This is a genomic window from Variovorax jilinensis (assembly GCF_030316885.1).
Lineage (GTDB): Bacteria > Pseudomonadota > Gammaproteobacteria > Burkholderiales > Burkholderiaceae_C > Variovorax > Variovorax jilinensis.
The window spans coordinates 837,500-856,432 of the sequence record NZ_JASZYQ010000002.1 but is presented as its reverse complement, the minus strand read 5'-3'; the positions used below and the strand labels follow the sequence as shown (position 1 = coordinate 856,432).

Below are 18,933 nucleotides of genomic sequence, written 5' to 3'. Positions count from 1 at the left end.
GGTCAATCCAGCGTCAGCTTCTGCTTGGCCACCACCTGCTTGTAGACCTCGTACTCGGCCTTGATCTGGTCCGCGAACTGCTGCGGCGAGTTGGCGACGACCAGCGACCCCGTCTCCTCGATGCGCTTGCGCACCGCCGGGTCCTCGACCGCCTTCTTGACGCCGGCGTTGACCTTGTCGACCACTTCCTTGGGCAGGCCCTTGGGACCGAGGATGCCGTAGTAGGCCATGCGGTTGACCGGCTCGAGGCCCACTTCCTTGAAGGTCGGCACGTTGGGCAGCGCGGCCAGCCGCTGCGGCGCCGACACCACGATCGGCACCAGCTTGCCGGTCTGGATGAAGGGCAGGGCCGACGGGATGTTGTCGAACATGATCGGCACCTGGCCCGCCACCACGTCGTTGAGCGCCGGGCCCGCGCCGCGGTACGGGATGTGGGTGACGTAGGTGTTGGTCAGGCTCTTGTAGAGCTCCATCAGCAGGTGGCCGATGCCACCGGTGCCGGACGAGGCATAGGAGTACTTGCCGGGATTCTTCTTGATCTCGGCCGCGAACTCGGCGTAGTTCTTGGCCGGGAAGCTCGGATGCACCGCGATGATGTTCGGCGTTGCCGCGATGTTCACGATCGGCGTGAAGTCGTTGATCGGGTCGTACGGCGTCTTCGGGTTGATGGCCGGATTGGCCGCCGTGCTCGAGACGGTTGCGACGCCGAGCTTGTAGCCGTCGGGAGCCGCGCGCGCGGTCTCGGCTGCACCCACGATGCCGCCGCCACCCGCCTTGTTGATCACCACCACGCTCTGGCCCAGCGCCTTGCCGAGCGGCTCGGAGATGACGCGCGCCACGATGTCGGTGGTGCCGCCGGGTGCGAACGGCACCTGCAGCTCGACCACCTTGTTCGGGTAACCCTGCGCAAAGCTCGATCCGGCGACCGCGACCAGCGCGACGGCGCCGATGCAGGCACCCCATTGACGACGATGCATGTGAAGACTCCTTGGCCTTGAAAGCAAAGGGTCCGATGCTAGCGGCAGGCCCCGGTGCGGCACCTCGTGGATAACCCATGGACTTGCGGGATATCCTCGACGCGGTGAACTACGCCCAGCTCCTCTTTCCCGACTTCTCGCTGATCGCCTGCGGCTGGCTGCTGTGCCGCTACACGGCACTGGACCGCCGCATCTGGGACCAGGTCGAAAGCCTGGTCTACTACTTTCTTTTTCCGGTCCTACTGTTCCATTCGATCGTGCGCAGCCCGATCGACTTCGGCGCCACCTCGCACCTGCTCACGGCCGGCCTCGGCGTCGTGCTGTCGGGCATCGCGCTGGCCTACGCCCTGCCCTTCCTGCCCGGCCTCTCGTCCCACATCGACCGCCGCGACCACGCATCGAGCGCGCAGGTAGCCTTCCGCTTCAATTCCTTCATCTGCCTCGCGCTGGCCGATCGGGTGGCAGGCCCCGAGGGCCTGCTCATGATCGCGGTGCTGATCGGCGTCTGCGTGCCGTTGTGCAACATCGCCGCGGTCTGGCCGATGGCGCGCCATGCGCAGAAGGGCCTGGCGGGGCAGCTGGCGCGCAATCCGCTGATCATCGCCACGCTCACCGGCCTGATCGCCAATCTGCTCGGGCTCGGCGTGCCGGGCTGGTTCGAGCCCACGCTGACACGCATCGGCGCCGCATCGCTGGCGCTGGGCCTGATGGCTGCGGGCGCCGGCATGCAGTTCGCGACCATCGCGCGCGGCAAGCTGCTGGCCGTCTCTGTGCTCACCATCCGCCACCTGCTGCTGCCGCTGATCGGCTGGGCACTGTGCATCGTGCTCAAGCTGCAGCCGGGCCAGGCCGCCGTGCTGATGACCTTCTCCGCGGTGCCGACCGCCTCCAGCGCCTACGTGCTGGCGGCGCGCATGGGCTACAACGGACCGTACGTGGCCGGACTGGTGACGCTGTCGACGCTGCTCGGCGTGCTGAGCCTGCCCTTTGCGCTCGCCCTGATCACGTAGGATGGCCCGATGCGCTACCACCTCCTGGCCGTCGTCGCTGCCACGTTGCTGGCGATGGCGCTGCCGGTACGGGCCCAGGCCCCGGACTACACGCGCTACCAGGGGCGCTGGAGCGGCTCCTTCCTCTTCTACGTGACCCAGCCCGACACCGGCGGGCAGGGCCCGCCCGAGGTGCACCCGGGCGTGCTGCTGATCGAGGTCGACGGCTCGGTGCACGGCCACATTCCCGAAGCTGCCTGCACGCTCGCGGGCTCCAGCATGGACTACATCACGTCGGCCAACGCATCGATCGACCTGGTCGCCAGCGGCTGCCGCGACCTGCGTTTCAACGGCCACTTCGTCGGCCGCCTGATCACCAATGCGCAGTTGCGCTACGCGTCGATCCGGCTCAGCTCGATGCGCTCGCTCGACAGCGGCAGCGCTCAGATCTCGGCCATCATCCGGCACTGACCGGGCCGCGGCCGAGGGCCCAGGCCACGTGCTCGCGCACCAGCGGACTCGGGTCCTCGCTGCGCGTGGCGAGCGCCTCGCGCGCCCCGGGCTGGCCCGCATGCAGCGCGTTGCCGAGCGCCACCGCCACGTTGCGCAACCAGCGCTCGTGGCCGATGCGGCGGATCGGGCTGCCTTCGGTGCGGCGCAGGAAGTCTTCCTCGGTCCAGGCGAACAGCTCGCCGAGCTGGCGGCCCGTGAGTCCATCGCGGGCATCGAAGTCGGGCAGCGCGCTCTTCTTGGCGAACTTGTTCCACGGGCAGGCCAGCTGGCAATCGTCGCAGCCGTAGATGCGATTGCCGATCAGCGGGCGCAGCTCGGGTGCGATCGGACCCGCATGCTCGATCGTCAGGTAGGAGATGCAGCGCCGGGCATCGAGGCGGTGGGGCGCGACGATGGCCTGCGTCGGGCAGATGTCGATGCAGGCGCTGCAGCTGCCGCAATGCGGCGTCACCGGCTCGCTCGGCGGCAGCGGCATGTCGACGTAGATCTCGCCGAGGAAGAACATCGAGCCGGCGTCGCGGTCGAGCACCAGCGTGTGCTTGCCGCGCCAGCCCTGTCCGCTGCGCGAGGCCAGCTCGGCTTCGAGCACCGGTGCCGAATCGGTGAAGGCCCGATGTCCGAACGGACCGACCTCGGCCGCGATCCGCTCGGACAGACGCGCAAGCCGCGTGCGCAGCACCTTGTGATAGTCGCGGCCGCGCGCATAGAGCGAGACGATGCCTTCGCCCGGGCGCTCGAGGCGCGCGAACTCGACCGCCTGCCAGTCGTCGGGCGTGGCGCGCGGCAGGTAGTCCATGCGCGCCGTGATCACCGACACGGTGCCCGGCACCAGCTCGGCCGGCCGCGCGCGGCGCGCCCCGTGGGCAGCCATGTAAAGCATCTCGCCGTGGAAACCTTCTGCCAGCCATTGCATCAGACCGGGCTCGGCGCTCGACAGATCGACACCCGCGATGCCGATTTGGGAGAATCCGAGTTCCCGGGCCAAGGCCCGAATCCTGCTGACGAGTTGATGACTGCCGATCACCTGCCGATTGTAGAAACGCACAGCGCGACCCTGGTCTGGCGCGACGAGGCCGATACCGAGGCCCTGGCGCTCGCGCTCGCGCGATCGCCGGCCCTGCGCGACGCCTTCATCGCGCTGCAGGGCGACCTCGGCGCCGGCAAGACCACCTTCGTGCGCCACCTGCTGCGCGCGCTCGGCATCGGCGGCCGCATCAAGAGCCCGACCTACGCCGTGGTCGAGCCGCACGAGGCGCCCGATGGCCTCGCGATCTTCCATTTCGACTTCTACCGCTTCGGCGATCCGCGCGAGTGGGAAGACGCGGGCTTCCGTGACATCTTCGCGGGCCCGGGCCTCAAGCTGGCCGAATGGCCCGAAAACGCGGCCGGCCGAATTCCGCTGGCCGACCTCGCTCTTAAAATCGAAGCCATGACAGACGACACCCGCACCGTCACGCTGCGCGCCCAGACCGAGCGGGGCCAGAACCTGCTCGCCGCGGCCCGATGAGCCGCACGCCCCCTCCGAAGGCGAATGCCGAAGCGCGCAGCGCGGAGGTCGGCGGATGAAGGCATCGGGGCTGAAGCGCCGCGTGCTGCTCAAGGGCGGCAGCGTCGCCCTCCTGCTGGGACTCAACGAGATCGCGCACGGCGCCACCATCATGGCGGTGCGCGTGTGGCCCGCCTCCGACTACACCCGCGTCACCATCGAGTCGGACGGCCGCCTGAGTTCGCAGCAGCTGGTGGTCGGCAGCCCGCCACGGCTCGCGGTCGACATCAGCGGCATCGAGCTCAATCCGGCGCTGCGCGAGCTGGTCGGCAAGATCAAGCCCGACGATCCCTTCATCAACGGACTGCGCGTGGGGCAGTTCGCGCCCGGCGTGGTGCGCATCGTGTTCGACCTCAAGCAGGCCGTGGCGCCGCAGGTGTTCTCGCTGGCGCCGGTGGCGGCCTACCGCGACCGGCTGGTGCTCGACCTCTATCCGCAGCAGGCCGCCGACCCGCTCGAGGCGCTGATCGCCGAGCGCATGCGCGAGGCGCCGAGAGCGGCTGCCTCGGCTGCGACGCCCGCCGCGCCACCGCCGGCCGCCTCGGCTGCAGCGCCGCCCGCGCCGCCTGCGGGCAGCGACAGCAGCGATCCGCTCGGCCAGCTGATGGCGCAGCATGCGGGTCGACCGGCGCCTTCCAACGCCGCACCGCCGGTCAGCGTAACCCAGGCCAATCGCCCGTCGGCGCCGGTCGGGCCGCTGCCGCTCCCGATGCCGCCGGTCTCGAGCGCGGCGGCCCCGCCGCCTGCAGCGCCCACCACGCGCGCCACCGCCAACCAGACCGATCGCATCATCATCGTCGCGCTCGATCCGGGCCACGGCGGCGAGGACCCGGGCGCGATCGGCGCGAACGGCACGCGCGAGAAGGACATCGTGCTGCAGATCGCGCACCGCCTGCGCGTGCGCATCAATGCCGCGAGCGTCAACGGCAATCCGATGCGGGCCTACCTCACGCGCGACGCCGACTTCTTCGTGCCGCTCGGCACCCGCGTGCAGAAGGCGCGGCGCGTGCAGGCCGACCTGTTCGTGAGCATCCATGCCGATGCCTTCACCACGCCCGCGGCGCGCGGCGCGAGCGTGTTCGCGCTGAGCCAGGGCGGAGCCTCGAGCAGCGCCGCGCGCTGGCTCGCGAACAAGGAGAACCAGGCCGACAAGGTCGGCGGCGTCAACGTGGGCAATCACGAGGCGCAGGTGCAGCGCGCGCTGCTCGACATGAGCACCACGGCGCAGATCAACGACAGCCTGAAACTCGGCGGCGCGATGCTCGGCGAGATCCGTGGCATGGGCGCGCGCCTGCACAAGGCCCAGGTCGAGCAGGCCGGCTTCGCGGTGCTCAAGGCACCCGACATCCCCAGCGTGCTGGTCGAGACCGCCTTCATCAGCAACCCCGAGGAAGAGGCCAAGCTGCGCAGCACGGCCTACCAGGAGGACCTGGCCGACGCGCTGATGCGCGGCATCCAGCGCTACTTCGCGCAGAACCCGCCGCTGGCGCGCAGCCGGCAGCTCTGAGCAACGTCCCGCGAGTCAGGCCATGCGGCCGGCGAGCGAACGCAACGTCGCAAGTCGCCGCATGCCTGGTGGCGCTATTCGGCCTCGATCCCGGCCGCCTTCACGATGCGCCCCCACTTCTGCGACTCGCCGGCCTGGAACTTCGCCAGCTCATCGGGCGAAGTCGTGAACACCTCGGTGCCCGTGGGCTCGTAGAAAGTGGTCTTCGCGGCCTCGCTGTGTGCCGCCTTCACGAGCAGTTCGTTGAGCCGCTTGACCACCGCGGGCGGCGTCTTCGCGGGTGCGTAGGCCGCGAACCAGTAGCCCATCTCGTAGCCCTTGACCCCCGCCTCGGCGATGGTCGGCACGTCGGGCGCGAGCGGCGAACGCCTGGCCCCCGAAACACCGAGCGCGCGCAGCTTGCCGGCCTTGACCTGCGGCAGGCCGGTCGCGGTGTCGGTGATCATCATGTGGATCTGGCCCCCGAGCAGGTCGGTCACGGCCAGGGTGTTGCTCTTGTAGGGCACGTGCAGCAGCTGGATGCCGGCCATCTGCTGCAGCAGCTCGCCCGCCATGCGGCTCGACGAGCTGCCGCTGCCGAAGCTGTACTTGCCGGGCTCCTTCTTCGCCAGCGCCACGAACTCGGCCACCGTCTTGGCCGGGAACGACGGATTCACGACCATGATCTGTCCACCCTTGCCGAGCGCCGCCACCGGCGCGAAATCCTTCACCGGGTCATAGGGCAGCTTCTTGTAGAGGTGCTCGTTGGCGGCATGCGTGGTGTTGGTGGTGATCAGCACCGTGTAGCCGTCGGCCGGCGCCTTGGCCACCTGCTGCGAGGCAATGAAGCCGCTCGCTCCGGCCTTGTTCTCGATCACCACGGCTTGCTTCGTTTCGGCCGTGACGCCGGCGGCCAGCGCGCGCGCGATCTGGTCGGTCGCGGTGCCGGCGGCGAAAGGCACGACGAAGGTGATCGCCTTGTCGGGGAAGGCCTGTGCATGGCCCAGCAGCGGCGCCAGGGCCAGCGCGGCCGCGGCGAAGGTCAGGGGAAGTCGTCTCATTGTCTGTCTCCGGAAGTGGATGGGAACGCGAAAGAAAACGCAGGGCGCAAGGGCACTCAGGGCGCGTCGTCGCCGACCAGGTGCATCTGCAGTTCGCGCGGCACCTGGATCGTCATGTCGAGCAGCAGGAAGGACAGCGACTTGCCGTGCGCATCGAGATTCAGCGCATCGTTGACGCCGCCGTCGAGCACGCCGTCGAGGACGAAGTTCATGGCCTGCAGCTTGGGCAGCAGGAAGCGCTGCACGCGGCTCGGCGCGCGATGGCGAAACTGCGCCGCCACGCGCTCGGGCGTGATCTGAGCGACCAGCAGCGGATAGAGCGCGGGATGCCAGGCGATGACGCTGATGTTCGAGCGGTCGCCCTTGTCGCCGGTGCGCCCATGCGCCGCGCGATACAGCGGCAGTCCGGGGTCGCCGTTCATTGCAGGCCCTCCTCGATCATCTCGAAGCGCACCGGCACCGCTTCGCGCGGCAGCAGGCAGGACAGCGTGTTGAGCCTCGGCGTGAGCGTGCTGCGCACGCCGCCTCCGCCGGCCGGCCCGCAGGTGTAGAGCGCCATCACCTCGCGTCCAAGGCGTTCGGCCTCGGCGCGGTCGGCGTGGGTCGCGGCGACGCGCAGCCGGACGTCGCGCAGGCCCGTGTCGGGCGTGGCCGCGAGCGCGCGGCCGGTGTCGTCGCCGAGGATGCTCAGCGCGCCGATCAGGTCGACCCGCAACACGAGCCCTTCGAGCCGCTCGCGCAGCACCTCGGCCGCGAGCCGGGCGCGAGTCTCGGCGCGCGGCCCGGCGTAGGAAATCTCGCCCTCGGCCAGCCAACCGCCTTCGTGGCAGACGTTGACCTTGTAGTGCCCCGGACGCGCATGGCCGCGAACGGCGCGCAATGCAACGCGGTCGGCGCCCAGCGGCTCGACCTCGGCCTCGGAGATGTCGGCGACCACGTCGGGCGTGAGGTAGGCGGCCGGGTCGTGCACCTCGTAGATCAGCTGCTCGGTGACGCTCGCGGCGCTGACCAGCCCGCCCGTGCCGTCGGCCTTGCCGATGACGCAGCCGCCGTCGGCGTCGATCTCGGCGATCGGGAAGCCGACCTGGGCCAGCCGCGGAACGTCCTTGAAGCCGGGGTCCGCAAAGTAGCCGCCGCAGACCTGCGCACCGCATTCCAGCAGGTGTCCTGCCATGGTGGCTCGGCCCAGGCGCTGCCAGTCGTCCGCGCGCCAGCCGAAGTGCGACATCGCGGGTCCGACCGTCAGCGAGGGATCGGCGACACGGCCGCAGACAACGATGTGCGCACCGGCATCGAGCGCGGCGGCGATCGGCTCGGCCCCGATGTAGGCATTGGCGCTGACGAGGCGCATGCCTTCCATCTGCGCGCCCAGCGCTTCGCGCAGCAGCGCCTGCTGCGCCGGCGCCGAAAGGTCGTCGCCTTCCACCACCGCGATGCGCGGCGGCGCGGCACCGAGTTCGCGCGCCATGCGGGCGATGTGGCGGGCCGCGGCACGGGGATTCGCAGCGCCGAAATTGCTCACGATGCGGATGCCGTGCGCGAGACAGCGCGCGAGCACCGGCCGCAGCATCGCGTCGAGCAGTGGCTCGTAGCCGGCTTCGGGGTCCGCGCGGCGGCGCAGCTGCGCCACCGCGAGCGTCCGCTCGGCAAGGGTCTCGAAGATCAGGAAGGCGCGCTGGCCGGGAAGGCCCTCTGCGAGCCGGGCGATCAGCGTATCGACCACCGGACCGGCCGCATCGGTGCGGTCACCCGAGAAGCCCGCGGCACAGCCGATCAGCAGCGGAGGGATTGGGGCCGTGGATGTCATGGCACGCACTCTAGGCTTGGTCGACCGATCCGTGAAATCGAAAGTTCGGATCGATTCATCCAAACTTCAGATAATCCGGAAATGACGAACCCGGATCTCTCGTCACGTCAGCTGCGCGCCTTCCTGGCACTTGCCGATCAGCGCAGCTTCACGCGTGCGGCGCAGACCTGCCATCTCTCGCAACCGGCCTTCAGTGCGCTCATTCGCACGCTCGAGGACGCGCTCGGCGCACGCCTCTTCGATCGCGACACGCGCAGCGTGCAGCTCACGCCCGAAGGCCGGTTGTTCGAGGCTTCGGCGCGCCGCCTGCTGGCCGACATGGGCAACGCGCTCGCGGACTTCGCCGACCACGTCGAGCGACGCACCGGCCGCGTGAGGGTCGCGGCCCTGCCCTCGCTGGCCGCGGGCTGGCTGCCGGCCATCTTCGTGGAGTTCAGCCAGCGCTGGCCCGGCATCACGGTCGAACTCGACGACGCGCTGTCTGACGCCTGCATCGCGCTGTTGCGCGGCGGCCGGGTCGATTTCGCGCTGGCCGCCTCGGATGCAGGCAGCACCGCTGCCGCCGATCTCGCCGCGCGCCGCCTGTGCCGCGACCGCTTCCACCTGGTGTGCCGCGCCGACCATCCGCTGGCCTCGGAGGCACGCCTGAGCCTGAAGAAGCTCGCGCCGTGGCCCTTCATCCAGATGACGCGCAACAGCAGCGTGCGCCAGGCGATCGATGCCGTGCTGCATCCGCTGCGGCTCAACACGCGCTTCGAGGTCGAGCATCTGGCCACGGTGATGGGCCTGGTCGAGGCCGGGCTCGGCATCAGCGCAGTGCCGGCACTCACGCTGTTCCATTTCCGGCGCCAGACGCTCGTGACGCGGCCGCTGCCGCATCCGTCGCTGCAACGCACGCTGCACATCGTTCGGCGCAGCGAGGGCAGCCTCTCGGTGGCGGCGCAGGCGTTGCACGATCTGATCGTGGAGCGCCTGGGCACCCTCGAACTCGACTGAATCCCGCGCCTGCTGCCGCCGTTGTCGTGCACGTCGCGAGCGCGGTTTCGCGCGCGACACCGGGGCCCGCTCCTACATCGCACGAAACGCAATCCTGAAACAGTGAAATCACTCAATCACTGAAAGGTGGACACCATGAAGACAAGACTCTGGATCGTGGCCGCGGCGGCCACCGGCATCATGACCCTCGCAGGCTGCGCGGGCGGCCCCAACCAGCAGCTCGGCACGGCAGGCGGCGCGGTGGGCGGCGCGATCATCGGCAATGCGATCGGTGGCAATACCGCCGCAACTGTGGGCGGCGCAGCGGTCGGTGGCCTGGTCGGCAACCAGATCGGGCGAAGCGCCGACGAGCGCAATGCGCAGCGCAACTACTACAACAACAACAACAGCTACTACCCCAACAACGGCCCGCGCTATTGAGCAGATGATTGACGGGCGCCCCAGGGCGGATCGAAGAAGCGCACCACGCGGTGCGCTTTTTTCTTTGCGAAGCGGCCAACGTATAAACGCGGCATGAGACAACTTCAACTGATTGCCGCTGCGGCATTGCTTCTGCTGGGTGCCTGCACGACGACTCCGCGCGAGGCGCCGACCGCCTCGCGCAGCGCGATAACGCCAACCACCTCGACCTGTCCCAAGGGCCTCCCCGAGGGCGCCCGCTGCTACAGCGGCCAGGACAGCGCGGGCGCGTTCTACTGGGTGGCGGTTCCGGCCGAATGGAACCGCGTGCTCGTGATGCACGCCCACGGCGGCCCCGAGCTCGGTGCACCGACGCAGGCACGGGCCACCGAAGACCTGCAGCGCTGGGCCGTGACCGTGAAGGCCGGCTATGCCTGGGCCGGCTCGACCTACCGGCGCGGAGGCTACGGCGTCACGATGGCAGCCGAGGACACCGAGCGGCTGCGTGCATGGTTCGTGCAGAACTTCGGCGCGCCGCGCCGGACCCTCCTGCACGGACAGAGCTACGGCGCAGGCGTGGCAGCGAAGGGTGCCGAGCTGTATGCGCGCGTGGGTGGCGTCGAGGGCGGAAAGGGCCCCTACGACGGCCTGCTGCTGACCAGCGGTGTGCTCGGCGGCGGCACCCAGTCGTACGACTACCGGCTCGACCTTCGCGTGGTCTACCAGTACTTCTGCAAGAACCATCCGTTGCCCACCGAAGACGCGTATCCGCTGTGGCAGGGCCTGCCGCGGGATTCGAAGATGACCGCCGCCGAACTCGCTCGCCGCATCGACGACTGCACCGGCGTGCGTCAGCCGGCCGCACAGCGAACGCCGCAGCAGAGCGCCAACCTCAAGGCGATCCTGGACACCATCCGCATTCCGGAACGTTCGCTGGTCGGCAACATGAACTGGGCCACCTTCCTGTTCCGCGACCTGGTGCAGGAGCGGCTCGACGGCGGCAATCCCTTCGGCAACATCGGCGTGCGCTACACGGGCTCGGGCAACGATGACGTGCTCAATGCGCAGGTGCTGCGCTATCGTGCCGACCCGGCCGCGGTCGCCAGGCTCGCGGCGGATGCCGATCACACGGGACGGGTCGAGATCCCGACCCTGGCACTGCACGCCATCGACGACCCGACTGCCTTCGTCGAACTCGAGTCGGTCTATCGGACGGTGCGCGAGCGCGCCGGCACGAACGCCCTGCTGGTCCAGACCTTCAGCCGGGAGTCGGAACACAGCTACCTCGCAGACGCCGAATACCCGGCACTGTTCGCGGCCCTGCTCGACTGGATCGACAACGGCCGCAAGCCGACGCCGGCCCAGGTCGAGGCGCTCTGCAAGGGCTTCGAGCCGCGCTTCGGCGCCGGCTGCCGCATCGATCCGGGCTATGCGGTGCAGCCGCTCGCGACGCGGGTGCCGGCGCGGCAGCGGCCCTGAACCGGCAGCCGCTTCAGCGCGCCGCCGAGGCCCGGCGCGCGCGCCAGGCGCCGAAGATCGCGATCAGGCCCGGCACCAGGATCAGGGCCCAGATGACCTTCTCGAGGTTGTCCTTGACGATCGGCAAGTTGCCGAAGAAGTAGCCGATGGTGCAAAGGCCGACCACCCACAGAACGCCGCCGACCACGTTGAACAGCGTGAACTTGCTGCGCGTCATGTCGGCCACGCCGGCCACGAAGGGCGCGAAGGTGCGAATGAAGGGCAGGAAGCGCGCGATGATGATCGTGATGCCGCCGTAGCGCTCGTAGAAGTCGTGCGCCTGGTCGAAGGCCTTGCGGTTGAAGAAGCGCGAGCTTTCCCACTGGAACACCTTGGGACCGAAGTAGCGGCCGATGCTGAAGTTGCACTGGTCGCCGAGGATCGCCGCCACCAGCAGCAGCGGCACCGCGATGCCGAAGCTCATGAGGCCCGCGCCGCACAGTGCACCGACGATGAACAGCAGCGAATCGCCCGGCAGGAAGGGCATGACCACGAGGCCGGTCTCGACGAACACGATCAGGAACAGCAGCGCGTAGACCCAGGCCCCGTAGTGGACGACGAAAGCCTCGAGGTGCTTGTCGACATGAAGGATGAAGTCGACGAGAAAGCTGATGATTTCCATGGCGCGCATTATCGCGAGCGGCCCGGGGGCCCCTTCTAGAATGTCCTCGTGAGCGCCAACCCCACCTTCATCGCCGCCCCGGCGCGCCGTCCGATCCGCGAGCTCCCCGACGAGCTGATCAGCCAGATCGCGGCCGGCGAGGTGGTCGAGCGGCCGGCCTCGGTGGTGCGCGAGCTGCTCGACAACGCGCTCGATGCCGGTGCGCGCGAGATCACGCTTCGGCTCTCGGCCGGCGGCGTCCGCCTGATCGCGGTCGAGGACGACGGCCTGGGCCTGCCGCGCGAGGAACTGCCGCTGGCGCTGCGCCGGCATGCCACCAGCAAGATCGCGAGCCTCGGCGACCTCGAGACGGTCGGCACCATGGGCTTTCGCGGCGAGGCGCTGGCCGCCATCAACGCCATCGCCGAACTCAGCGTGCTGTCGCGCTTCGCGGGGGCCGATGGCGCCTTCGCGCTCGATGGCCGCACCGGCGAGCTGCGCCCGGTGGCGCGCGCGCAGGGCACCACGGTCGAGGTGCGCGAGCTGTTCTTCGCCACGCCGGCGCGGCGCAAGTTCCTCAAGACCGATGCCACCGAACTGGCCCACTGCATCGAGGCGGTACGTCGCCATGCGCTGGCACGCCCCGAGGTCGGCTTCTCGATCTGGCATGAAGGCCGACTGGTCGAGCAGTGGCGCGCCGCCGCGAGCCGCGACCAGCGCCTCGCCGATACGCTGGGCGACGATTTCGTCGCGCGCAGCGTTGCGGTGGATCGCCAGGGCGGGCCGGTGCGCGTGACCGGTCGCGCAGGCATCCCCGATGCCGCACGCTCGCGTCCCGACCAGCAGTTCTTCTACGTCAACGGCCGCTTCGTGCGCGACAAGGTGCTCGCGCATGCGGTGCGCAGCGCCTACGAGGACGTGCTGCACGGCCAGCGCCAGCCGATCTACGCGCTCTACCTCGAGATCGATCCGGCGCGGGTCGACGTCAACGTGCATCCGACCAAGATCGAGGTCCGGTTTCGCGACGGGCGCGAGGTGCACCAGGCGGTGCGCCACGCGATCGAGGACGCGCTCGCCGCGCCGCGCGCCGGCGAGCAGACGGCACTGCCCGCCGAGCCCTTCTTCAAGCCGCGCCCCGCATCGGCCGCCTGGAGCCAGCCTGCGATGCACTTCGGCGCGCCGCAGGGTCTGGGCGATGCGGCGGCCATGTGGCCGGCCGGGCGGCGCGAGGCGCCGGCCGATCCAGGCGCCTACGGCACGTCGTCCGCGCGTTTCGCGGCCGAGCCGCCGGCAGCCTTCGGCACGGCAGGCGCGATCCCGGCGGCGGCAGGCGCGGCAGCGTCGCCCACATCGGCATCGGCATCGGCATCGGCATCGGCTCTGGCAGCGGCAGCGGTACCGGCCGATTCCGATTCCGAAGCCGAGGCCTGGCCCCTGGGCCGCGCCCTGGCCCAGCTGCAGGGCATCTACATCCTGGCCGAGAACAGCCAGGGCCTCGTCATCGTCGACATGCACGCGGCCCACGAGCGCATCGTCTACGAGCGCCTGAAGAACCAGATCGAGGGCGCCAGCATCGCGAGCCAGCCCCTGCTGATCCCGGCCACCTTCGCGGCCACGCCGCAGGAAGTGGCGACAGCCGAGGCCTGCGCCGCCGTGCTGCCGAGCCTGGGACTCGAGATCACGCCGTTCTCGCCGCGCACCCTTGCGGTGCGTGCGGTGCCCGGAACCCTGGCGGATGGCGATCCGGTCGAGCTGGCGCGCAGCGTGCTCGCCGAGCTGGCCAACCACGACGCCAGCACGGTGGTGCAAAGGGCGCAGAACGAGCTGCTCTCCACCATGGCCTGCCATGGCGCGGTGCGTGCCAACCGCAAGCTTACGCAGGAGGAAATGAACGCCCTGCTGCGCCAGATGGAGGCCACCGAGCGCTCCGACCAGTGCAATCACGGGCGGCCGACCTGGCGCCAAGTCTCCGTCCGGGAGCTCGACGCCTTGTTCATGCGCGGGCGCTGAACAACTCCTTGCGTTCGCTTTCGAAGGCTTACACGGCCTCGAAATCGGCGCTGAACGGGTGAATTTCAGCCATTTCGGACCCAAATCCGGCCTGAACTAGGGTTTTCCGGGACGTCGGCCCTTCCGGCACGCACGTTGCATGGCTTCTGTCGTTGAACTTTCCGGCCATTCGGCCTGTCCTTCAGCCTCTTTCCATGAAGTCCTGGTCCCTATTCGCCACCGCCATTGCCCTGGTCGCCCTGCTCGCCGGCGGCTGCTCGACGCTCGACGAGCGCCAGCGCGAATGGATCTTTCAGCCCAGCGACCGCAGCTGGGGCAATTCGGAAGCCATGAGCCAAGGCATGGAGGACGTCTGGATCGACTTCAAGTCACCGCTCACGGGCGAGCCCGCACGCCTGCACGGGCTGTGGCTCGGCAACGCGCCGGAATCGGCGGATACGCCGGTGCTGCTCTACCTGCACGGCGCCCGCTACAACGTCGCCGGATCGGCACCGCGCATGCGGCGCATGCACGAGCTGGGCTTCTCGGTGCTGGCGATCGACTACCGCGGCTTTGGAAAGAGCTCCAAGGGGCTCCCGTCCGAGGATTCGGCGCGCGAGGACGCGCGTGCGGCCTGGGCCTGGCTGGCGGCGCGGCATCCCAAGCAGCCGCGCTACATCTTCGGCCATTCGCTCGGTGGCGCGATCGGCATCGACCTGGCTTCCCACGTCAACGACGAGAGCGGCGTCATCGTCGAGAGCACCTTCACCTCGATCGCCGATGTCGCGAGCAGCTTCAAGTGGGGCTGGCTGCCCTTCGGCCCGTTCATCACGCAGCGCTTCGAGGCCATCCGCAAGGTCAAGGACATCCAGGCACCGCTGCTGGTGGTGCATGGCGCGGCCGACAGCCTGATCAATCCGACCCTGGGCCGCAAGCTCTACGACGCCGCGCCGGGGCCGAAGATGTTCGTGCTGGTCGAGGGCGGCTCGCACCACAACGCCAACTCCATCGGCCAGGCCCAGTACCGGGCCGCGCTGTCGCAGCTGTTCCGCATGAAGGAGCCGCCGGCCGCCACCGCCTCGGGCGCAGACACCGCGCCGAAGCCCGCGCCTGCGATCTGAAGCACCGGCTCGCGCAGCGCCGGCTGTTACCCTCGGACGGATGCCGCCGCCCGCAGTCCACGTCACACCCGCCCTGCCGCCGATCGCCAGCCGCGCGATGTCGCCGGCACTGGTCGTCGGCGTGCTGGCGCTGCTGCTGGGCATCCAGCCGGTCACGACCGACCTGTACCTGCCGGCCCTGCCTGCGCTCACCGCGGGCTTCGGCGCCGGCATGCCGCACGCGCAGCTCACGCTGACCGCATTGCTGCTGGCCTTCGGCTGCTCGCAGCTGGTGCTGGGGCCGCTGTCGGACCGCTTCGGCCGCCGCCCGGTCCTGCTCTGGGGCATGAGCGCCTATGTGCTGGCCAGCCTCGGCGGCACGCTGGCACCGTCGATCGAGATCCTGATCGTCTGGCGCACGCTGCAGGGCGCCGCCATGGGCGCGGCCGTGATGACGGCCCGCGCCACCGTGCGCGACCTCTACCAGCCGGCCGACGGCGCACGCGTGATGTCGCGCGCACTGACCGGCCTCGGTGTGATCGCCTGCCTCTGCGCGCCCATGGGGGGCCTGGTGTCGGACCTGTTCGGCTGGCGCATGGCGCTCGCGATGCCTGCGCTGTTCGGCGCGCTCACGCTGGCGCTGGTGGCGCTGCGCTTCCGCGAGACGCTGCCGCGCCGCAATCCCGAGGCGCTGCGGCCACGCGAGCTGCTTTCCACCTGGGCGCTGGTGCTGCGCCATCCCGTGTTCCTCACCTTCAGCGCGCTGACCACCGCGTCCTATGGCCTGCTCTTCACCTTCCTGGCCTCCTCGTCCTTCGTCTTCATCCAGGTGCTGGGTCTCAGCAAGACGCAGTACGGCCTCGTGATGCTCTGGAGCTCGCTGTCGTACATCGCGGGCACCTTCCTCTGCCGGCGCTGGCTCGCGCGCCATGGCGTGCGCGGCAGCGTGGCGCGCGCGGCCGTGCTGACGCTCGCAGGCGGCAGCGCGATGGGGCTGCTGGCCCTGGCAGGCGTGGTGTCGGTGGCAGCGATCGTCGGCCCGTTCACGCTCATGATGCTGGCGCACGGCGTGCACCAGCCCTGCGGCCAGACCGGTGCTGTCGGGCCCTTCCCCCAGGCCGCAGGCGCTGCCTCGGCACTGAACGGCTTCATCATGATGCTGGCCGCCTTCGGCATCGGTGGCTGGCTCGGCACCCGCATGGACGGCACCGTGATGCCGCTCGCGCTCGGCCTGTGGTTCTGGAGCGTCTGCATCGCGGTCGTGGCCTGGGCTCTGGTGCCGCGCCATGGGGAGGCCCGTGCCGGCCGCTGAGCGCCATCCCGAAGCCGCGCTGCGCTACGTGGCGCTCGCGGGCCCCACGGCCTCGGGCAAGACCGCGGCCGCGCTCGCCATTGCACGCGCGAGGCCGGTCGAGATCGTGAGCGTCGATTCGGCGCTGGTCTACCGCGGCATGGACATCGGCACCGCCAAGCCCACCGCGGCCGAACGTGCCGAGGTCCCGCATCACCTGATCGACATCCGCGACCCGGCCGAGCGCTACAGCGCGGCCGCGTTCGTCGCCGATGCGCGTCGCCTGATCGCCGAGATCTCGGCGCGCGGCCGGCTGCCGCTGCTGGTCGGCGGCACCATGCTGTACTTCAAGGCGCTGGCCGAGGGCATCGATGCCATGCCTGCAGCCGACCCGGTGCTGCGCCAGCGGCTCGAGGCCGAGGCCGCCGAGATCGGCTGGCCCGCGATGCATGCGCGGCTGGCCGAGGTCGACGCAGCGACGGCGGCACGCCTGGCGCCCGGCGACAGCCAGCGCATCCAGCGCGCGCTCGAGGTCTGGCATGCGAGCGGCCGGCCGCTGTCGAGCTTCCATGCGGCGGCGCCATCCGGCGGCGGGCTGCCCGCCGCGGCCCTGCTGTCGCTCGAGCCGAGTGAACGGAGCTGGCTGCATGCACGCATCGAGGCCCGCTTCGACGCCATGCTCGCGGACGGCTTCCTGGCCGAGGTGCAGGCACTCCGCGCGCGCGGCGACCTGGTGGCCGACCTGCCCTCGATGCGCTGCGTGGGCTACCGGCAGGCCTGGGAGGTGCTCGACGAGGGCCGGCCGATCGCCGAACTGCGCGAGCGCGGCATCGCGGCCACGCGCCAGCTCGCCAAGCGGCAGATCACCTGGCTGCGCAGCATGCCCGCGCGCCGCGTGATCGCTGCCGAGGCGCCCGACGCGATCGCGCAGGTGCTGCGCGCGGTGGGCCAGATCGAATGACGCTGCAGATCGTCGATCTCGGCAAGCACTACGGCGAGGCGTCGGTGTTCGCCCACGTGTCGCTCGAGGTCGCGGACGGCGAGTTCGTCGCCATCGTGGGGGAATCGGGCGTCGGCAAGTCGACGCTGCTCAACTGCATGGCGGGACTCGACAGCTGGGACCACGGCCGTGTGCTGCACGACGGCGTCGACATCGGTGGCCTCGACGCCGAGGCGCGCGCGCTGTGGCGGCGCCGGAACGTCGGCTTCGTGTTCCAGGCCTTTCACGTGCTGCCGCATCTGGACGTGGCGCAGAACGTCGCGCTGCCGCTGATGCTGCTGGGCCAGCGCGAGCCCGCGCGCGTCGCCCGCATGCTCGAGGCGGTCGGCCTCGAAGGGCTCAGTGCACGGCTGCCGCAACAGCTGAGCGGCGGCCAGTTGCAGCGCGTGGCGATCGCCCGGGCGCTGGTGCATCAGCCGTCGCTGCTGCTGGCCGACGAGCCCACGGGCAACCTCGACCCCGGTACCGCCGCCCGCGTGATGGACGTGCTGCTGGCGCAGACGCGCGAGCACGGTGCCTCGCTGGTGCTCGTGACGCATTCGGAAGCCGCCGCGGCGCGCGCCGACCGCGTGCTGCACCTGAGCAGCACGGGCATCGTGGAAGGTCAGTCGCCCGCGAGCAGCGCCGCGTAGCGCACCAGGTCGACGTTGCCGCCGCTCACGATCACGCCGACGCGGCGGCCCTTCACTGCATCGCCGGCCGCGCAGGCGGCGGCGAAGGCCAGGCAGCCGGTCGGCTCGACCACCATCTTCATGCGCTCCGCGAAGAAGCGCATGCCCTCGACCAGTTGCGCATCGCCGACCGTGAGGATGTCGTCGACGTCGCGCCGGATGATGCCGAAGGTGTAGTCGCCGAGGTGCTGGGTCTGGGCGCCGTCGGCAATGGTGCGCGGCGTCTCGATGTGAACGATGCGGCCGGCGCGCAGCGACTGCTGGCCGTCGTTGCCGGCCTCGGGCTCGACGCCGTAGATCCTGCAGGCAGGCGCCAGGGCGCGCGCCGACAGCGCCGAGCCGCCGGTGAGGCCACCGCCGCCCAGGCAGACATAGAGCGCATCGAGCGGCCCGGCTTCCTCGATCAGTTCCTTGGCCGCCGTGCCCTGCCCCGCGATCACGTCGGGATGATCGTAGGGCGGGATCAGCGTCATGCCACGCTCCAGCGCGAGCCGGCGCGTGAGCGCCTCGCGGTCCTCGGTGAAGCGGTCGTACAGCACCACCTCGGCGCCGTAGCCGCGCGTTGCGGCGAGCTTGGCGGCAGGCGCATCGGTGGGCATCACGATCAGGGCCGGCATGCCGATGAGGCGCGCCGCCAGCGCCACGGCCTGCGCGTGGTTGCCTGACGAGAAGGCGATCGCGCCGGCGCGGCGCTGCGCGTCGTCGAATCTCGCGAGCGCATTGAAGGCGCCGCGGAACTTGAAGGCGCCCATGCGCTGGAAGTTCTCGCACTTGAAGAAGAACTGCGCGCCCCAGCGCGCATCGGCAGTGGCCGAGCGCAGCACCGGGGTGCGGTGCGCATGGCCTTGGAGCCGCGCGGCCGCGGCGATCACGTCGTCGTAAGTGGGCAGGGTGAGCATGGGCGCGAGCTTAGCGCGGCCGCCCAGCGAAATAAATCGGCTGAACCTGCCGCACACTGTCGAAATGCGCGCGCGCCGGGCGTCATTGCC

19 protein-coding genes are annotated in these 18,933 nt (G+C 70.2%); 12 read left to right on the top strand and 7 right to left on the bottom strand.

Annotation, left to right across the window (positions count from 1 at the left end; translation table 11 throughout):
- Positions 1–2 precede the first annotated feature (2 nt).
- Positions 3–977, bottom strand: coding sequence for a tripartite tricarboxylate transporter substrate binding protein BugE (locus QTH87_RS11180; protein ID WP_286608977.1), 975 nt, complete (start codon positions 975–977; stop codon positions 3–5).
- Between the two features lie 77 nt (positions 978–1,054).
- Between QTH87_RS11180 and QTH87_RS11175 the strand changes: the two genes are divergently transcribed.
- Together QTH87_RS11175 and QTH87_RS11170 are read left to right on the top strand one after the other, a co-directional pair.
- Complete coding sequence (locus QTH87_RS11175) at positions 1,055–1,987, top strand: AEC family transporter (RefSeq protein ID WP_286608976.1); 933 nt, start codon at positions 1,055–1,057, stop codon at positions 1,985–1,987.
- Positions 1,988–1,996: 9 nt separating this feature from the next.
- Positions 1,997–2,437, top strand: coding sequence for a hypothetical protein (locus tag QTH87_RS11170; RefSeq protein WP_286608975.1), 441 nt, complete (start codon positions 1,997–1,999; stop codon positions 2,435–2,437).
- On the opposite strand, the gene queG is transcribed toward QTH87_RS11170, so the two are convergent.
- Entirely contained in the window at positions 2,424–3,503 is a 1,080-nt protein-coding gene (gene queG, locus QTH87_RS11165) for a tRNA epoxyqueuosine(34) reductase QueG (RefSeq protein WP_286608974.1), read from the bottom strand. The two genes, QTH87_RS11170 and queG, sit on opposite strands and share 14 nt — an antisense overlap.
- Between queG and tsaE the strand changes: the two genes are divergently transcribed.
- Both tsaE and QTH87_RS11155 read left to right on the top strand, forming a co-directional pair.
- Positions 3,489–3,986 carry a tRNA (adenosine(37)-N6)-threonylcarbamoyltransferase complex ATPase subunit type 1 TsaE gene (tsaE, locus tag QTH87_RS11160; protein WP_286608973.1) on the top strand — a complete coding sequence of 166 codons (498 nt, stop codon included), beginning with the start codon at positions 3,489–3,491 and terminating at the stop codon, positions 3,984–3,986. The genes queG and tsaE overlap by 15 nt on opposite strands.
- Positions 3,987–4,041: 55 nt before the next feature.
- Positions 4,042–5,532 carry an N-acetylmuramoyl-L-alanine amidase gene (locus tag QTH87_RS11155; RefSeq protein ID WP_286608972.1) on the top strand — a complete coding sequence of 497 codons (1,491 nt, stop codon included), beginning with the start codon at positions 4,042–4,044 and terminating at the stop codon, positions 5,530–5,532.
- Positions 5,533–5,606: 74 nt separating this feature from the next.
- Here the strand turns inward: QTH87_RS11155 and QTH87_RS11150 are convergent, their stop codons facing one another.
- The 3 genes from QTH87_RS11150 to QTH87_RS11140 are packed head-to-tail and all read right to left on the bottom strand — an operon-like array spanning position 5,607 to position 8,379.
- Positions 5,607–6,572 (bottom strand): Bug family tripartite tricarboxylate transporter substrate binding protein, encoded by a 966-nt coding sequence (locus tag QTH87_RS11150; protein ID WP_286608971.1) that lies wholly within the window; start codon positions 6,570–6,572, stop codon positions 5,607–5,609.
- Between the two features lie 56 nt (positions 6,573–6,628).
- On the bottom strand, positions 6,629–6,994 hold the full coding sequence (locus QTH87_RS11145) for an AtuA-related protein (RefSeq protein ID WP_286608970.1): 366 nt from the start codon (positions 6,992–6,994) through the stop codon (positions 6,629–6,631).
- Positions 6,991–8,379 (bottom strand): acyclic terpene utilization AtuA family protein, encoded by a 1,389-nt coding sequence (locus tag QTH87_RS11140; RefSeq protein WP_286608969.1) that lies wholly within the window; start codon positions 8,377–8,379, stop codon positions 6,991–6,993. Before QTH87_RS11140 ends, QTH87_RS11145 begins: the two co-directional genes overlap by 4 nt.
- Positions 8,380–8,460: 81 nt before the next feature.
- Here QTH87_RS11140 and QTH87_RS11135 point away from each other — a divergent pair, with 81 nt between their 5' ends.
- From QTH87_RS11135 to QTH87_RS11125, 3 genes are all read left to right on the top strand, one after another.
- The gene (locus QTH87_RS11135; RefSeq protein ID WP_286608968.1) at positions 8,461–9,375 is read left to right on the top strand and encodes a LysR family transcriptional regulator; all 915 of its coding nucleotides are present in this window, start codon (positions 8,461–8,463) and stop codon (positions 9,373–9,375) included.
- 135 nt (positions 9,376–9,510) lie between these two features.
- Positions 9,511–9,795, top strand: coding sequence for a YMGG-like glycine zipper-containing protein (locus tag QTH87_RS11130; RefSeq protein WP_286608967.1), 285 nt, complete (start codon positions 9,511–9,513; stop codon positions 9,793–9,795).
- 93 nt (positions 9,796–9,888) lie between these two features.
- On the top strand, positions 9,889–11,253 hold the full coding sequence (locus QTH87_RS11125; protein WP_286608966.1) for an alpha/beta fold hydrolase: 1,365 nt from the start codon (positions 9,889–9,891) through the stop codon (positions 11,251–11,253).
- Between the two features lie 13 nt (positions 11,254–11,266).
- On the opposite strand, the gene QTH87_RS11120 is transcribed toward QTH87_RS11125, so the two are convergent.
- A complete protein-coding gene (locus tag QTH87_RS11120; RefSeq protein ID WP_286608965.1) occupies positions 11,267–11,914 on the bottom strand; it encodes a DedA family protein in 648 nt (215 codons plus the stop codon).
- Between the two features lie 48 nt (positions 11,915–11,962).
- On the opposite strand from QTH87_RS11120, the gene mutL reads away from it, so the two are divergent.
- The 5 genes from mutL (at position 11,963) to QTH87_RS11095 (ending at position 17,905) form a co-directional block, all read left to right on the top strand.
- A complete protein-coding gene (gene mutL, locus QTH87_RS11115) occupies positions 11,963–13,903 on the top strand; it encodes a DNA mismatch repair endonuclease MutL (protein ID WP_286608964.1) in 1,941 nt (646 codons plus the stop codon).
- Between the two features lie 194 nt (positions 13,904–14,097).
- The gene (locus QTH87_RS11110) at positions 14,098–15,003 is read left to right on the top strand and encodes an alpha/beta hydrolase (RefSeq protein ID WP_286608963.1); all 906 of its coding nucleotides are present in this window, start codon (positions 14,098–14,100) and stop codon (positions 15,001–15,003) included.
- A gap of 40 nt (positions 15,004–15,043) precedes the next feature.
- On the top strand, positions 15,044–16,294 hold the full coding sequence (locus tag QTH87_RS11105) for a multidrug effflux MFS transporter (RefSeq protein WP_286608962.1): 1,251 nt from the start codon (positions 15,044–15,046) through the stop codon (positions 16,292–16,294).
- Positions 16,269–17,234 carry a tRNA (adenosine(37)-N6)-dimethylallyltransferase MiaA gene (gene miaA / locus QTH87_RS11100; RefSeq protein ID WP_444812768.1) on the top strand — a complete coding sequence of 322 codons (966 nt, stop codon included), beginning with the start codon at positions 16,269–16,271 and terminating at the stop codon, positions 17,232–17,234. The genes QTH87_RS11105 and miaA overlap by 26 nt, the downstream gene beginning before the upstream one ends.
- Positions 17,231–17,905, top strand: a complete 675-nt coding sequence (locus tag QTH87_RS11095) for an ABC transporter ATP-binding protein (RefSeq protein ID WP_286608960.1) — start codon at positions 17,231–17,233, stop codon at positions 17,903–17,905. Before miaA ends, QTH87_RS11095 begins: the two co-directional genes overlap by 4 nt.
- Here QTH87_RS11095 and QTH87_RS11090 read toward each other — a convergent pair.
- Positions 17,878–18,843: a threo-3-hydroxy-L-aspartate ammonia-lyase gene (locus QTH87_RS11090; protein WP_286608959.1), complete on the bottom strand. Its 966-nt coding sequence runs from the start codon at positions 18,841–18,843 to the stop codon at positions 17,878–17,880. The two genes, QTH87_RS11095 and QTH87_RS11090, sit on opposite strands and share 28 nt — an antisense overlap.
- Positions 18,844–18,933: the final 90 nt, after the last annotated feature.

What these genes read in the sequence shown, in the direction of transcription:
- QTH87_RS11180 (WP_286608977.1), bottom strand. Translation starts at nt 977, where the DNA reads ATGCATCGTCGTCAATGGGGTGCCTGCATCGGCGCCGTCGCGCTGGTC.
- QTH87_RS11175 (WP_286608976.1), top strand. Translation starts at nt 1,055, where the DNA reads ATGGACTTGCGGGATATCCTCGACGCGGTGAACTACGCCCAGCTCCTC.
- QTH87_RS11170 (WP_286608975.1), top strand. Translation starts at nt 1,997, where the DNA reads ATGCGCTACCACCTCCTGGCCGTCGTCGCTGCCACGTTGCTGGCGATG.
- tsaE (WP_286608973.1), top strand. Translation starts at nt 3,489, where the DNA reads ATGACTGCCGATCACCTGCCGATTGTAGAAACGCACAGCGCGACCCTG.
- QTH87_RS11155 (WP_286608972.1), top strand. Translation starts at nt 4,042, where the DNA reads ATGAAGGCATCGGGGCTGAAGCGCCGCGTGCTGCTCAAGGGCGGCAGC.
- QTH87_RS11150 (WP_286608971.1), bottom strand. Translation starts at nt 6,572, where the DNA reads ATGAGACGACTTCCCCTGACCTTCGCCGCGGCCGCGCTGGCCCTGGCG.
- QTH87_RS11145 (WP_286608970.1), bottom strand. Translation starts at nt 6,994, where the DNA reads ATGAACGGCGACCCCGGACTGCCGCTGTATCGCGCGGCGCATGGGCGC.
- QTH87_RS11140 (WP_286608969.1), bottom strand. Translation starts at nt 8,379, where the DNA reads ATGACATCCACGGCCCCAATCCCTCCGCTGCTGATCGGCTGTGCCGCG.
- QTH87_RS11135 (WP_286608968.1), top strand. Translation starts at nt 8,461, where the DNA reads ATGACGAACCCGGATCTCTCGTCACGTCAGCTGCGCGCCTTCCTGGCA.
- QTH87_RS11130 (WP_286608967.1), top strand. Translation starts at nt 9,511, where the DNA reads ATGAAGACAAGACTCTGGATCGTGGCCGCGGCGGCCACCGGCATCATG.
- QTH87_RS11125 (WP_286608966.1), top strand. Translation starts at nt 9,889, where the DNA reads ATGAGACAACTTCAACTGATTGCCGCTGCGGCATTGCTTCTGCTGGGT.
- QTH87_RS11120 (WP_286608965.1), bottom strand. Translation starts at nt 11,914, where the DNA reads ATGGAAATCATCAGCTTTCTCGTCGACTTCATCCTTCATGTCGACAAG.
- QTH87_RS11110 (WP_286608963.1), top strand. Translation starts at nt 14,098, where the DNA reads ATGAAGTCCTGGTCCCTATTCGCCACCGCCATTGCCCTGGTCGCCCTG.
- QTH87_RS11105 (WP_286608962.1), top strand. Translation starts at nt 15,044, where the DNA reads ATGCCGCCGCCCGCAGTCCACGTCACACCCGCCCTGCCGCCGATCGCC.
- miaA (WP_444812768.1), top strand. Translation starts at nt 16,269, where the DNA reads ATGGGGAGGCCCGTGCCGGCCGCTGAGCGCCATCCCGAAGCCGCGCTG.
- QTH87_RS11095 (WP_286608960.1), top strand. Translation starts at nt 17,231, where the DNA reads ATGACGCTGCAGATCGTCGATCTCGGCAAGCACTACGGCGAGGCGTCG.
- QTH87_RS11090 (WP_286608959.1), bottom strand. Translation starts at nt 18,843, where the DNA reads ATGCTCACCCTGCCCACTTACGACGACGTGATCGCCGCGGCCGCGCGG.